Origin of the sequence: Polaribacter sp. L3A8, assembly GCF_009796785.1 — a bacterium.
In the GTDB taxonomy this organism is placed as follows: domain Bacteria; phylum Bacteroidota; class Bacteroidia; order Flavobacteriales; family Flavobacteriaceae; genus Polaribacter.
Genome location: NZ_CP047026.1, coordinates 1,333,464 through 1,347,219, shown reverse-complemented (window position 1 = coordinate 1,347,219; position 13,756 = coordinate 1,333,464). Strand labels below are relative to the sequence as shown.

10 protein-coding genes, 1 tRNA gene and 1 pseudogene are annotated in these 13,756 nt (G+C 30.9%); 5 read left to right on the top strand and 7 right to left on the bottom strand.

All coding sequences use genetic code 11. The features are described from left to right. Position 1: 1 nt before the first annotated feature. From GQR92_RS05365 to GQR92_RS05355, 3 genes are all read left to right on the top strand, one after another. Positions 2 to 1,378 (top strand): TlpA family protein disulfide reductase, encoded by a 1,377-nt coding sequence (locus GQR92_RS05365; RefSeq protein WP_158838149.1) that lies wholly within the window; start codon positions 2 to 4, stop codon positions 1,376 to 1,378. Between the two features lie 111 nt (positions 1,379 to 1,489). Further along, positions 1,490 to 3,469 carry a protein-disulfide reductase DsbD family protein gene (locus GQR92_RS05360; protein WP_158838148.1) on the top strand — a complete coding sequence of 660 codons (1,980 nt, stop codon included), beginning with the start codon at positions 1,490 to 1,492 and terminating at the stop codon, positions 3,467 to 3,469. Between the two features lie 39 nt (positions 3,470 to 3,508). Continuing rightward, positions 3,509 to 5,011, top strand: coding sequence for an aminotransferase class V-fold PLP-dependent enzyme (locus tag GQR92_RS05355; RefSeq protein WP_158838147.1), 1,503 nt, complete (start codon positions 3,509 to 3,511; stop codon positions 5,009 to 5,011). Positions 5,012 to 5,183: 172 nt separating this feature from the next. Here GQR92_RS05355 and GQR92_RS05350 read toward each other — a convergent pair. The 3 genes and pseudogenes from GQR92_RS05350 to GQR92_RS17925 form a co-directional block, all read right to left on the bottom strand. Further along, positions 5,184 to 5,260: transfer RNA gene (locus tag GQR92_RS05350), tRNA-Arg, on the bottom strand. 59 nt (positions 5,261 to 5,319) lie between these two features. Further along, positions 5,320 to 5,550, bottom strand: coding sequence for a putative signal transducing protein (locus GQR92_RS05345; RefSeq protein WP_158838146.1), 231 nt, complete (start codon positions 5,548 to 5,550; stop codon positions 5,320 to 5,322). Between the two features lie 11 nt (positions 5,551 to 5,561). Next, positions 5,562 to 5,715, bottom strand: a pseudogene (locus GQR92_RS17925) (SsrA-binding protein). A 541-nt stretch (positions 5,716 to 6,256) separates the two neighbouring features. On the opposite strand from GQR92_RS17925, the gene GQR92_RS05340 reads away from it, so the two are divergent. Then, the gene (locus tag GQR92_RS05340; RefSeq protein ID WP_158838145.1) at positions 6,257 to 7,189 is read left to right on the top strand and encodes a calcium/sodium antiporter; all 933 of its coding nucleotides are present in this window, start codon (positions 6,257 to 6,259) and stop codon (positions 7,187 to 7,189) included. Between the two features lie 82 nt (positions 7,190 to 7,271). Here GQR92_RS05340 and GQR92_RS05335 read toward each other — a convergent pair whose 3' ends face one another. The 4 genes from GQR92_RS05335 to GQR92_RS05320 all read right to left on the bottom strand — a co-directional run bounded on the left by GQR92_RS05335 (position 7,272) and on the right by GQR92_RS05320 (position 11,185). Continuing rightward, positions 7,272 to 7,571, bottom strand: a complete 300-nt coding sequence (locus GQR92_RS05335) for a hypothetical protein (RefSeq protein WP_158838144.1) — start codon at positions 7,569 to 7,571, stop codon at positions 7,272 to 7,274. A gap of 124 nt (positions 7,572 to 7,695) precedes the next feature. Continuing rightward, the gene (locus GQR92_RS05330; RefSeq protein ID WP_158838143.1) at positions 7,696 to 8,322 is read right to left on the bottom strand and encodes a response regulator transcription factor; all 627 of its coding nucleotides are present in this window, start codon (positions 8,320 to 8,322) and stop codon (positions 7,696 to 7,698) included. Further along, the gene (locus GQR92_RS05325; RefSeq protein ID WP_233270015.1) at positions 8,315 to 9,943 is read right to left on the bottom strand and encodes a sensor histidine kinase; all 1,629 of its coding nucleotides are present in this window, start codon (positions 9,941 to 9,943) and stop codon (positions 8,315 to 8,317) included. The genes GQR92_RS05330 and GQR92_RS05325 overlap by 8 nt, the downstream gene beginning before the upstream one ends. A gap of 225 nt (positions 9,944 to 10,168) precedes the next feature. After that, positions 10,169 to 11,185 (bottom strand): glutamine synthetase beta-grasp domain-containing protein, encoded by a 1,017-nt coding sequence (locus GQR92_RS05320; protein ID WP_158838141.1) that lies wholly within the window; start codon positions 11,183 to 11,185, stop codon positions 10,169 to 10,171. Positions 11,186 to 11,353: 168 nt separating this feature from the next. On the opposite strand from GQR92_RS05320, the gene GQR92_RS05315 reads away from it, so the two are divergent. Then, entirely contained in the window at positions 11,354 to 13,537 is a 2,184-nt protein-coding gene (locus GQR92_RS05315; protein ID WP_158838140.1) for a glutamine synthetase III family protein, read from the top strand. Positions 13,538 to 13,756: the final 219 nt, after the last annotated feature.

The following is a 13,756-nucleotide window of genomic DNA, read 5'->3' as shown; positions in this document are numbered from 1 at the left end:
AATGAAAAAAGCAATTTATATTTTACTTATAACGATAGTAGTGCTCTCTTGTAAAAATGAAGTACACGTTATAGATTACGCAATTATTTCTGGAAAAATTGAAGAAGGAAGTTCTAAACAAATTATTGTGTCTAACAGTTTGTCTAGAAAAGTTTTAGATACCATATCTGTAAATGTTGATGGTACTTTTAATGATACAATTAAATTAAAAAAGGGGTATTATAACTTAAAGTATGGTAGAGGTAAAGTACCAATGTATTTAGAAACAGGGTACAACCTAAATATAACTGCCAATGCCAAGTTTTTAGACAGTACATTAACAATTACTGGTAATGGATCTGCCGAAAATCATTTTCTAAAAGAAAGAAAAAATAAAGTAAAAGCATTTAATGGTAGTGAAAACTTCTATATGCTCGATGAAATAAACTTTACGCAAAAGCTTAACGAAGAAAAAGAAATACAGAATAAACTTCTTGCAAGTAACAAAACCATTTCTGCTAATTTTAAATCTGCGCAACAACGCGATATTGAATATAATCATTTATCAGCGTTGGCCAATTATGAAAATTATCATCGCTATTATGCAAAAGAACCAGATTTCAATGTCTCTAAAGAATTTTTAGATCCTCTTAAAAATGTTAATTATAACCACGAAGAAGATTATTCATCTTTTAAAGCGTATAAAGTATTGGTTGCAAAGTATTACAGAGAAAAAGCAAAACAATTAAGCGATGCAGAAAATATTCCAGAAGACGTGGCACGTGTACAAACCTACGCTGCTGTAGCTAGTAATACCATGAAAACAGATTTATTAAACAGTGCTATTTTTGGAATCACTATTACAAAAGATTTAAATGATTACTATAATGCATTTAAAACAGGTGCTACAGACCAAGACCAACTAAAAAAGGTAGAAGATTATTATAGTAAATTGAAATTGATACAAGTTGGAGAGCCTTCTCCAAAGTTTGAGGGATACGAGAATTTTGCAGGCGGAACAACCTCTTTAGATGATCTTAAAGGCAAATATATTTATATTGATGTTTGGGCAACCTGGTGCGGCCCGTGTTTAGCTCAAATTCCTGCCCTAAAGGAAATGGAAAAAGCCTACCATGGTAAAAACATTCAATTTGTAAGTATTTCTGTTGATAAGCCAAAAGATTATAAAAAATGGAAGCTTATGATTAAGGATAAAGAGCTTGGTGGTGTTCAGTTATTGGCAGATAAAAATTTTGATTCAGAATTTATCAAAGATTATGTTATTAAAGGCATTCCTAAATTCATTCTTTTAGATCCCGAAGGTAAAATTGTAAATACAAATGCACCAAGACCTTCAGAAGAAGAGTTAAAAACACTTTTCGATTCTTTAAATATTTAAATCAAAATACATCATCTTAGTTTTTAGTTTATTAAATAGCTTTTAAAAAAAAATAGAAGATAAGGTGGTGTAAGAGATTGATAATCATCAACAATCCTAAAAAATACAGAAATGAAAAATAAATTTAAGAACTTTGTGTTCATATTTTTTTTTGTACTAAGTGCCCATGCGCAAATTTTTGAACCTGTGAGTTGGACAACTTCAGTTGAAAAAAAATCAGAAACAGAGTTTATCCTAATTGTTAATGCAGCGATTGATGAAGGTTGGCATCTTTATTCTCAAAATGTGCCAGAAGATGGTCCGATAGCCACTAGTTTTACGTTTGAAACCAATTCAGATTTCGAATTGGTAGATACAGTATCTGAAGATATTGGTTATACGATTGATGATCCTGTTTTTGGATTAAAAATTAAGTTTTTTAAAAATGAAGCAGAGTTTAGACAGCGCATAAAAGTATTAAACAAAGAATTATTGTTGATAAAAGGAGAGGTTGAGTTTATGATCTGTGATGATACAAAATGTTTACCACCTTCATATATCGATTTAGAATTTAATGTAAAAGAAGCTCAAATAAAAACAACCGAAACGGTAGAGAATACAAAAAGTGATTACAAAATAGTTTCGGAAATAAAAAAAGAACAAAAAAAGTCTGAAAACAAAGATTTAATAGCTATTTTCTTTATAGCTTTTTTATCTGGTTTTACAGCTTTACTAACCCCATGTGTGTTTCCGATGATTCCTATGACGGTAAGTTTTTTTACAAAGCAAAGTAAAACAAAAGCAGCCGGAATTAAGAATGCACTTATTTACGGAATTTCTATTATTGTAATCTATGTATTACTAGGGGTATTTGTAAGTTTAGTTTTTGGAGCTGATGCCTTAAATGCATTGTCTACCAACGTTTGGTTTAACTTAATTTTCTTTTTATTATTATTAGTTTTTGCAGCTTCGTTTTTAGGTGCTTTTGAAATAATGCTACCTAATTCTTGGGCAAATAAAGTAGATGCCCAAGCAGATAAAGGAGGACTAATCGGTATCTTTTTTATGGCCTTAGCATTAGCAATTGTCTCTTTTTCATGTACAGGTCCAATTGTAGGTACTTTATTAGTAGAAGCCGCATCTGGTGGTAGCCAGCTAGGTCCAATTGTAGGGATGTTAGGTTTTTCTTTAGCAATTGCATTGCCATTTGCATTATTTGCAGCTTTTCCTGGATGGTTAAATTCTTTGCCAAAATCTGGAGGATGGTTAAATACCGTAAAGGTTGTTTTAGGATTTTTAGAATTAGCCTTGGCTTTTAAATTCTTGTCTAATGCAGATTTGGTTTTAGATTTACATTTGTTAGAAAGAGAAATGTTCTTAGCCATTTGGATAGCCATTTTTGGAGCTCTTGCATTTTACTTATTCGGAAAAATACAATTGCCACATGATAGTCCGCTTGCACACATTTCTGTAGGTCGATTAAGTTTAGGGTTAATAGTTATGTCGTTTACTATTTATATGATTCCGGGATTGTGGGGAGCACCTTTAAATTTAATTAGTGCATTTCCACCACCACAACATTACAGTGAATCGCCTTACGGAGTTGGGTTTTCTAAGTTAGGAGGTGGAGAAGCTATACAGTCTGATATTCCAGAGGGAGCTCATTTAATGGCGCCACATGATATTTTAGCTTTTAATGATTATGATAAAGGCTTAGCCTATGCAAAAAAAGTAGGAAAACCCGTATTGATAGATTTTACAGGAAAGGCGTGTGTAAATTGTAGAAAGATGGAGCAGAATGTTTGGGTAAAACCAAATGTTTTAAGGATGCTTAAGAATGATGTAATTTTAATTTCATTGTATGTAGATGATAAAAGACCTTTACCAGATAATGAGGTTGTAGACTCAAAACTAAAACCAGGTAAGAAGTTAAAATACATCGGACAAAAATGGAGCGAATTGCAAACAATTAAATACAAAACCAATACACAGCCAATGTATGTATTGATGGATCATAATGAAAATAATTTAATAGATCCTGTTGCTTATACACCAGATGTAGAAACCTATAAAAACTGGTTAAAAAATGGTGTTTCAAACTTTAAAAAGTAATTTTTTATTTTAAATCGATTCTTTTAAAAACTAAAAAAAATGAAAATATTACTTCATAAAAAAGAAACAGAATTAGAGCTGTATTTTAATAAATTTAGAAAAAATATAGTTGGTGTAGATCAAACTTTTATGTTTCTATCCGGAGAAAAAAAACTTATTTACACAGATTGGACGGCTAGTGGTAGGCTTTACCGTCCTATTGAAGAGAGACTGTTACATAGTTTTGGCCCTTTTGTGGCCAATACACATACAGAAACATCTACTTGTGGTGCAGCAATGACGCTTGCTTATCATGAAGCAAGAACCAGAATAAAACAACATGTAAATGCATCTAAAAATGATGTGCTAATTACAGAAGGTTCTGGTATGACTGGTGTTGTAAATAAGTTTCAAAGAATTCTTGGGTTAAAAGTTTTAGAAAACTTAAAAGATTATACTGCAATTCCAGAAGCGTTAAGACCTATTGTTTTTGTATCGCATATGGAGCATCACTCAAATCAAACCTCTTGGTTAGAAACCATTGCAAATGTTCAAGTAATTCCTAGTAATAATGAGGGACTTATTTGTTTAGAGAGTCTAGAAAAGCTTTTAATAACCTATAAAGCGCATCCTATAAAGATGGTTTCTGTAACCGCATGTTCTAATGTAACGGGTATTAAATTACCCTATCATAAAATTGCAGCAATTACACATAAATACACTGGACTTTGTTTTGTAGATTTTGCTTGTTCTGCACCTTACGTAGATATTGATATGCACCCAGAAAATGAAGAAGAATATCTAGATGCTATTTTCTTTTCACCACATAAATTTCTTGGAGGCCCTGGTAGTTCTGGAGTTTTAATTTTTAATAAAAAATTATATAAAAACACCGTGCCAGATAATCCTGGTGGAGGAACGGTCAGTTACACAAATCCTTGGGGGCAGCACGATTATTTTGACGATGTAGAAACGAGGGAAGATGGAGGTACACCTGCATTTTTACAAACCATCAAAATAGCACTTGCCATTCAGTTAAAAGAAGAGATGAGTGTAGCGATGATAAAGCTTAGAGAAGATGAAATCAATGCTCGTATTTTTGAAACATTAGAAGCTTTACCCAGTGTTAATATTTTAGCTCCAGATCAAAAAGACAGATTAGGAATTTTCTCATTTTATTTTGAAAATTACCATTTCAATTTGGTGGTTAAATTGCTAAATGATCATTTTGGTATTCAAACACGCGGCGGATGTTCTTGTGCGGGTACTTATGGGCACTTTTTGCTAAATGTAGATCAGCAAACCTCAAGAAATATAGGACTTCAAATTCACGAAGGTTGTAATACAGAAAAACCGGGTTGGGTTCGTTTGTCTATACACCCAACAATGACAAACCAAGAAGTGGGTTTTATTTGCGAATCTTTATTAGAACTATCTACTCATATTAAAGAATGGTCTAAAGATTATCATTATGATATAATTAAAAATGATTACATACATAATACCATAAAACCTATGGAAGGTAATTTGGTGCAAAATTGGTTTAATACTTTAACTATTTAAGTAGGTCTTAAAAAGTAAAATATATTTTAATAAACCTTTTTAGAAAGACGATATACTTATCTTTTTATTAAGGTTTTTTTAGATCAACACAAAAAGTTGTGGAGTAGTATAAAAATAGTGTGAAAATGAAAAAACCAGTAATTTCCAAATCGTTGGAAAGTACTGGTTTTATTGGTGACCATGGCTGGATTCAAACCAGCAACCTCTTGAGCCGTAATCAAGTGCGCTATTCAGTTGCGCCACATGGCCGTTAAGCGGGTGCAAATATAGTATCATTTTTTGATTATGGAAAGATAATTGTTGTTTTTTTATAAATTTATTTCTTCTTTGTATGTATCTACTATTAATTGTGCTTTTTTAACGTCAGATTCTAAGATAAATAATTCGATAGAATTACCTAATGCACCAAAACCAGCAAGTTGTCCTGAGTTTACAGGGTCTTTAATTAATGAGTTAATATTGCTGTTGTCTAGTCTGTTTTGTAAGCCTCTAACAATAATAGAGGTACCGGTAAAAATTTTTATGTGTTCTGTTGCCATAATATTGTTTTTTAGTTTAATGAGTTTTTAGTGATATAAGCTCTACATCCAACAATAGCGAGTTGAATTTTAGACGCTTTAGAAATATCCAATCCTTTTTTTTGTAAAGGATGGTAAGATCAATTTATTAATTTTTGAAAGTGTTTTAAAAACTTGTTTTTTCATAGGTTGTAAATTTGTTATCAAATTTACTAAAATAAACAGCTCAGGCTTTAAATATTGAGCTGTTTAAAGATAAGTTACTTTTTCTACTTTTTCACTTTTGTTTCCTTATTTTTTTTGTTAAAATAAAATTTGAAATATAATGTCAGAGATAGTTTCGGTAAATTTAATTAAGATAATAAACATAGTAATTTGGGTTTTTAAGTTAGTAATTTGGGTTAATTTCGAAATTGTTTTATCAATATATAACCATTAAACCCTTGTAACCAACAGAACTATTACTTATTAATTAAATTGATTTGTAATTTATAACTAATATGGTTTTATTTGTTTTAATATGTAATATTATTTACTTGTTATTTGTTTTATAGTGTAATTATAAATGTTAGTTATTGTAAAAATATGTTAGTAAATAAAGGGTAGGGGGTCTGTGTTTTTTTAATGTAAAGGAAAAAGGATGTTTTAGATGCTTATTTTAGGGCTTTTCCTTTTTTATTTTCTTCTTAAAGTGATAAAAATGTATCTTCGCTCAAAATTATAACGCATGAATTTTTTATTAATAATAGGTGGTTTGGTATTGTTGATTTTAGGGGGTAACTGGTTGTTAAAATCGGCGGTTGCTTTATCTTTAAAGTTAGATATTCCTAAAATTGTTATTGGTATGACGGTTGTTTCTTTTGCAACTTCTGCTCCAGAGCTTATTGTAAGTATTAATGCAGCTCTAAGTGGAGCTTCAGACTTAGCGTTGGGGAATGTTATTGGTTCTAATATTGCCAATTTAGGGTTGGTTTTAGGGATTACCTTGTTGTTTGGAACTATGGATGTTCAAAAAAGTTTTTACAAAACGGATTGGCCTGTTATGATGATTGCGTCTGTTTTATTGTACTTTTTTTTAAGTGGAGATAATGTGATTACTAGAAATGAAGGAATTATTATGTTTTCACTTCTTATAATTTTTTTAATTTATTTATTACGTTATCAAAAAACAGCAGTTATAGATGAGATACCAGAAGATGATGTGCCTTTGCCAGTGTATAAAATTGTGCTTTTTTTAGCTCTTGGAGGATTAGGTCTTTGGGGTGGTTCTGAGTTGTTAATAAAAGGGGCTACTTCTTTAGCGTTAGAGTTTGGGGTAAGTGAAAGGGTAATTGCTGTTACAGTAGTATCTATAGGAACCAGTATTCCTGAGCTTGCAGCATCTATTATAGCGGTTTTAAAGAAGGAAAAAGCAATTTCTTTAGGTAACCTTATTGGTTCTAACATATTTAATATTTTAGCCGTTTTAGGAATCACATCAATAATTACACCTGTAGCCGTAAAGGATCTAGGATTATTAACAAACGATATTTTTTGGATGTTAGGAATTTCTTTTATCGTATTGCCTTTGGTTTTTATACCGAAAGGATATCGTTTAAATTGGAAAGATGGTGTGCTTTTATTAATAGCATATTTGGCCTTTTTATATGTAACAGTGTAACTGTTTTTAAGTTACGTTGCAAAAAAAAACTCTTGTATATTAAATGTACAAGAGTTTTTTTAAAGATGAAATTAAAGTAAGTTTAATCCTTTTTCCAGGGTTTATAGTTTTTATACGCAGGACCTGTTAGTTTGGTTTTATTAGATTTGGTAAAAGAGATTAATTTTAAATCTTTATTACTAGTGTCCCAAACTTTATGGTTTTTTATTTCTGATCCTTTTAATGCTTTTTTACTTGTATTTTTAAATACAACTGTGTTTTCAGTTTTGTGCATCCAAGGTTTATAATTTTTGTGTTCTGGTCCTATTAATTCATTTCTTTTTTGTGCAAATACAGATGCAGAAACAAATAAAAGGACTACAATTAAACGAGTGCTCTTCATAATAAAAGTTTTTATATTATACTAAATACTATTATTTAGCTTTGGTAAAAATACTTTAGAAAGAGGTGTTTTACTGTTATAAGAATATTGGTATTTTATATCCGTATTTATACGGATAAGAAATTTATAAAAGCTTGTTTTCTGTAGCCTTTTTTATGAGTGAAGCAGTATTTTTAACTTCTAATTTTTTAAGAATATTAGCACGATGGGTTTCTATAGTTCTTGAGCTAACAAATAATTTTGATGCAATTTCTTTAGTCGTTAACCCTTCGCTTATTAAGGTTAAAACTTCAGACTCTTTATTTGATAATTTTTTTTGACTTGTATGTTGTTCAGACATAAAATTAATCATCTTTTCTGAGATCAAATGACCAAAGTATTTTTTGCCTTTAGCAACGATTCTTATTGCTTTAAGGAGTTCATCTTCATCGGTGTTTTTTAATAAATAACTAAAAGCTCCATTTTTGGCACATTTTGCAATATAGTTCCCGTCATCGTGCATGGATAAGATGATGGGTTTTACGAAACTTTTTTGTTTATTTAATTTTCGTAAAACTTCAAAACCATCTAGTTCTGGCATATTAATGTCAAGCAAAACAATATCAATATCATTTTTTTCTGATAAAAAATCTAAAAATTCAGCTCCATTAGATAATTCTGCAACCACATCAATGTCTTTTTGTTTTTTTAGGAGTTCTGCTAGTCCCATTCTAAACAAATTATGGTCGTCGGTAATTACAATTTTAATCATGTTTTGTGTTTTTTATAGGCATTTCAATTTCAAAAACAGTGCTATTGGTTGTCGATTCTATTAGAAAAGTACCTTCAGAAATTTCTACACGTTCTTTAATGTTAGAGATACCAGCGCCCATGGTTACCTTTTTGATATCGAAACCAATACCGTTATCAAAATAATATAAAGATAAAAAATCATTAAACTCCGTTAATGTTATTCTTATTTCCGTTGCCTGAGCGTGTTTAATGGAATTGTTTATTAATTCTTGTGTTATTCTAAAAAGATTTATTTCTTGGTTTTTATTAATGTTAGATTTTCCTTTTTTTGTAAAATCTTCAAAGAAAATTGATGCTTTTATAGAATTTCTAATTGTATCTACATAGTTAATTAAGGTAACACCAATGCCAAAATTGTCTAAGCTTGTGGGCATTAACACATTTGTCATTTGCCTAACTTCTGTAATTGTGGTATCAATCATATTCTTCATGGTTTCTTTATGAGTTTTATCATAAATATTATTCTGAATATAAAGTTTAAGTGTTATTAACAAGGGGCCAATACCATCATGTAATTCTCTTGCTAGTCTTGCTCGTTCGTTTTCTAGACCTTCAACCAAATAGCGTTTTGTAGATAAGTTTATCTCTTTTTCTATGTTTCTATAAGAAGTTAGTTTTTCTCGCATTTTTAATAAACTATGTCCTAATAGATCAGAATTACTTTTAGGTTGGTATTCCGATGTTAAATTCATTTCTCCTATATCCATAGAAAAAGCTACGGCTCCAGATAACATCGCTTTTAGATTGTTTAACGCATTGGCTATTTCTATAATTTCTGTAGGACTCTTTTTTAGAGATAAATTGTTCTTGTAGTCTCCTTTAACCATTAAAAGGATGCTATTCTGTATTTTTTTGATAGGTTCTGTAATTATTTTTGTTAAAAACAGCGAAAGTATTATGGAGATTGTAATAATAATTAAAGTTAAGATTGCCAGTTTTAATCGCATCTTTTGCAACGGAATATTCACTTCTGCTACATCAATTTCAGAGAGAATTACCCAGTTTAAATTGCCTAATTTTAAAGGATTGTAAACGCTGTATACTTTGGTGTTTCTGTAGTCTAAAAAAATGCCGTCTCCATTTCCTTTTTCAAATGCATTGATAACATTTTTAGTTTTTGCTTCTATTTTGTAAGGGGTTTTCTTCGGAGAAAAACGTGATTGAGAGCGCAACCTATAATCAGCTCCTACTAAGTAAGACTCTCCACTAGCCCCCATTCCTGTTCGTTCTAGTAATATTTGTTTTATTTTTTGATAAGAAATAATCTTTAAATATCTAACACTGTCTTTAACCTTAATTAATCCAATTGACGTTTTTTTTGTTGGGTGTAAATGTGTTAAATCGTAAATTCCAGGAGTTAAAAACGTATTTTTAGGTAATTTTATTTGTGAGGTTCTGTCTTTGTTGTCAATGTAATTAAAGGTGTTCCATTCTTTATCAATTAAACGTTCTAGTTGTATTTTTTTTAAGGTTTTAATCGAATTTAGATGAAGCAAAATACGCTGATCTAAAACTTTAGAAAACTCAAAATAAAAGCTTAATGACACAGCTGTAACCACAAAAATTACCAGCGTGTTCATTATTAATAAAATCCATTTTTTTACTTTCATACGAACAACAAAATAATTAATGTAGGCTTATTGGGCAAATATATTATAAATAAAAATAGTCAATTCTATTAAGGAGAATTCTGTAAGTTTAGCTGTTTTTTCTAACAAAAGTATTTCTTTTTTTTTACGTAGAAAAGCGCATAAAAAAACGCTAACAAATTAATGTTAGCGTTTTTATATAGTATAGATGTAAAATTATTTAACTGGTTTTACAGTTTTAATAATTCTTGAAGCAACTTTATATGGATCTGCGTTTGAAGAAGGACGACGGTCTTCTAACCATCCTTTGTATCCTTTTTCTACAACGATAATTGGAATACGAATTGACGCGCCTCTATCTGAAATTCCCCAAGAGAAATCGTTGATTGAAGCAGTTTCATGCTTACCAGTTAAACGTTGGTCGTTAAATTCACCATAAATTTCAATGTGTTCTTTAACCAATGGACGGAAAGCTTCACAGATTTCAATATATTTATCTTTAGAACCACATTCTCTTAAAATAGAGTTAGAGAAGTTAGCGTGCATTCCAGATCCATTCCAATCAGTATCTCCTAATGGTTTTGGGTGGTACTCAATGTACATTCCTTTTCCTTCAGTTAAACGATCTAATAAATATCTAGATATCCAAATTTCATCTCCTGCTTTCTTTGCACCTTTTGCAAATAATTGGTATTCCCATTGTCCAGAAGCAACCTCTTGGTTAATTCCTTCAAAGTTTAAACCTGCATCAATACATAAATCTGCATGCTCTTCAACTATATCACGACCATGAGTATATAAACCTCCTACAGAACAGTAGTATTGTCCTTGTGGAGCTGGGTAACCACCTCTTGGAAAACCTAAAGGTAATCCTGTATTAGTATTCATTATAAAGTATTCTTGTTCAAAACCGAACCAAAAATCGTTATCATCATCTTCAATAGTTGCACGTGCATTAGATTCATGCGGTGTTCCATCAGCATTCATAACTTCATTCATTACTAACCATCCATTGATACGACTAGGATCTGGATAAATAGCAACTGGTTTCAAAATACAATCAGACGCTCCTCCAGAAGCTTGTTTCGTAGAAGAACCGTCAAAAGACCAAAGGCCTAATTCTTCAACTGTTCCTTGAAAGTTTTCGTGCTCTTCAACTTTGGTTTTACTTCTCATATTCTGAGTTGGAAAATATCCATCTAACCAAATGTATTCTAATTTAATTTTTGCCATAATTTATAATTGTTTATGTGATGTTCGTTCTACAAAAATCAAATAATTTAGCTAGATATCAAAAAAAAGAGGGGGTAAATATTTAAAAAGCTTAAAAAATAATTTTATCCCTAATTTCTAAAGGGTATATTTGTTTAAAGTTAAAAATAAGTAGAAAATATTAGTAATATGTCAAGGATTAGATTTAGAGCTTTGCAAGAAACACTACAGAGAAGTCCTGTAAAAGTGATTCAGAATGAAAAAAGGTCAACACTTTTTGGTCAAAATGTCTTTAATAAACATGCTATGCAACAGTATCTTACACGAGCTGCTTATGAAAGTGTAATGAATGCAATAGACCATGGAACCAAGATTGATAGAAAGATTGCAGATCAGGTTGCGGTAAGCATGAAAGATTGGGCAATGTCTAAAGGAGCGACTCATTATACACATTGGTTTCAGCCACTTACAGGTGCAACTGCAGAAAAGCACGATGCTTTTTTTGAATCTATTAATGGTAGTTTGGCGATGGAAAAGTTTGATGGAGAGCAACTTGTGCAACAAGAGCCAGATGCATCAAGTTTTCCTAATGGAGGTATTAGAAATATGTTCGAAGCAAGAGGGTATACCGCTTGGGACCCTACATCGCCTGCCTTTATTTACGAAACCACACTTTGTATTCCTACTATTTTTGTAGCCTATACAGGCGAAGCTTTAGATAATAAAACACCTTTATTAAGAGCATTACAAGCCATAGATACACATGCTACGGCAGTTTGTAAATATTTTGATAAAAATGCAAGTAGTGTAAAAGCAACACTTGGTTGGGAGCAAGAATTTTTTTTAATTGATGATGCTTTGGTAATGGCTAGACCAGATTTACAATTAACTGGTAGAACCCTATTGGGGCATTCTCCAGCAAAAGGGCAGCAATTAGACGATCATTATTTTGGTACCATTCCTGCAAGAGCTATGAGTTTTATGCAAGATTTAGAGCAAGAATGTATGTTGTTGGGTATCCCTGTAAAAACAAGACATAATGAGGTTGCGCCGAATCAGTTTGAGATTGCACCTATTTTTGAGGAGGCAAATTTAGCGGTAGATCACAACTCGTTGTTAATGGATGTAATGCAAAAAATTTCTAGAAGACATAAATTTAAAGTGTTGTTTCATGAAAAACCATTTGCAGGCATCAATGGTTCTGGTAAACATAACAATTGGTCTTTAGCTACAGGTACCGGAACTAATTTACTGAGTCCTGGTAAAACACCCATGAAAAATTTACAATTTCTAACCTTTTTTATAAACACCATTAAAGCGGTTTTTAATTACGAGGAGTTGTTAAGAGCTTCCATAGCTTCTGCAAGTAATGAGTATCGTTTAGGTGCTGATGAAGCGCCTCCGGCAATTATATCTGTCTTTATCGGTAGCCAATTATCTGCGGTTTTAGATGAGTTAGAAAACGTAACAAAAGGGAAGTTATCTCCACAAGAAAAAACGGATTTAAAGCTAAATATTATCGGTAAAATTCCAGAAATTTTATTAGATAATACAGACAGAAATAGAACATCTCCTTTTGCGTTTACAGGAAATAAATTCGAATTTAGAGCGGTGGGTTCTTTGGCAAATTGTGCCATACCAATGACTGTTTTAAACACCATTGTAGCAAAACAATTAAAAGAGTTTAAGATTGAAGTAGATGCAATCATAGAAGAAAAAGGTCTAAAAAAAGACGAAGCAGTTTTTAATATTTTAAGAGAATATATCAAAGACTCAAAGGCGATTCGTTTCGATGGAGATAGTTATGGTAAAGCTTGGGAAAAAGAAGCAAAAAAACGGGGTTTAAGTAATTATAAAACAACACCAGAAGCCTTAAAAGTAAAGGTTTCTGACAAAGCAATTTCTTTATTTGAAGAAATGGAGGTAATGAGTAAAGTAGAGCTAGAAGCTCGTTATGAAATTGATCTAGAATCCTATACTAAAAAGGTGCAAATAGAAGGGCGTGTATTAGCAGATATTGCTAGAAATCAAGTAGTACCTACAGCTATAATTTATCAAAATACTTTATTAGAAAATACCAGAAATTTAAAAGAAATTTTTGGAGAGGAGTATAAAAACATCGCCAAAGAACAAATAGAGTTAATTATGCTTATCTCTAAACATATTACTCAAATAAATGCTTTGGTTATTAAAATGGAAGTAGAAAAATCGAAAGCGAATAAGTATTCTGGGTTAAAAAGTGCAGAATGTTACAGCCTTAAGGTAAAACCATTTCTTAAAGAAATTAGATTTCATTGCGATGCGTTAGAAACCATGGTAGATGATAATTTATGGCCACTTACAAAGTATAGAGAGTTGTTGTTTACTAAATAAATAGCTAAAAAATTATTTAATTACTAAAATAATGGTCGTTAAATTAAGAATTACTCAGGTGTTTTTATCTTATTTTTTATAGGTAAAACACCTTTTTTTACTTTATAGATGTATTTAATTTTTATTTAAATAACTATATTTCAGTTAGTTGTGTTTTTTCTGTATGACTTTTACTTATTTAAAAAATATAATAAGATAGGATTTTGTAAAAAAAAAACT

What these genes read in the sequence shown, in the direction of transcription:
- GQR92_RS05330 (WP_158838143.1), bottom strand. Translation starts at nt 8,322, where the DNA reads ATGATTAAAATTGTAATTACCGACGACCATAATTTGTTTAGAATGGGA.
- GQR92_RS05320 (WP_158838141.1), bottom strand. Translation starts at nt 11,185, where the DNA reads ATGGCAAAAATTAAATTAGAATACATTTGGTTAGATGGATATTTTCCA.
- GQR92_RS05315 (WP_158838140.1), top strand. Translation starts at nt 11,354, where the DNA reads ATGTCAAGGATTAGATTTAGAGCTTTGCAAGAAACACTACAGAGAAGT.
- GQR92_RS05335 (WP_158838144.1), bottom strand. Translation starts at nt 7,571, where the DNA reads ATGAAGAGCACTCGTTTAATTGTAGTCCTTTTATTTGTTTCTGCATCT.
- GQR92_RS05340 (WP_158838145.1), top strand. Translation starts at nt 6,257, where the DNA reads ATGAATTTTTTATTAATAATAGGTGGTTTGGTATTGTTGATTTTAGGG.
- GQR92_RS05360 (WP_158838148.1), top strand. Translation starts at nt 1,490, where the DNA reads ATGAAAAATAAATTTAAGAACTTTGTGTTCATATTTTTTTTTGTACTA.
- GQR92_RS05365 (WP_158838149.1), top strand. Translation starts at nt 2, where the DNA reads ATGAAAAAAGCAATTTATATTTTACTTATAACGATAGTAGTGCTCTCT.
- GQR92_RS05345 (WP_158838146.1), bottom strand. Translation starts at nt 5,550, where the DNA reads ATGGCAACAGAACACATAAAAATTTTTACCGGTACCTCTATTATTGTT.
- GQR92_RS05325 (WP_233270015.1), bottom strand. Translation starts at nt 9,943, where the DNA reads ATGAACACGCTGGTAATTTTTGTGGTTACAGCTGTGTCATTAAGCTTT.
- GQR92_RS05355 (WP_158838147.1), top strand. Translation starts at nt 3,509, where the DNA reads ATGAAAATATTACTTCATAAAAAAGAAACAGAATTAGAGCTGTATTTT.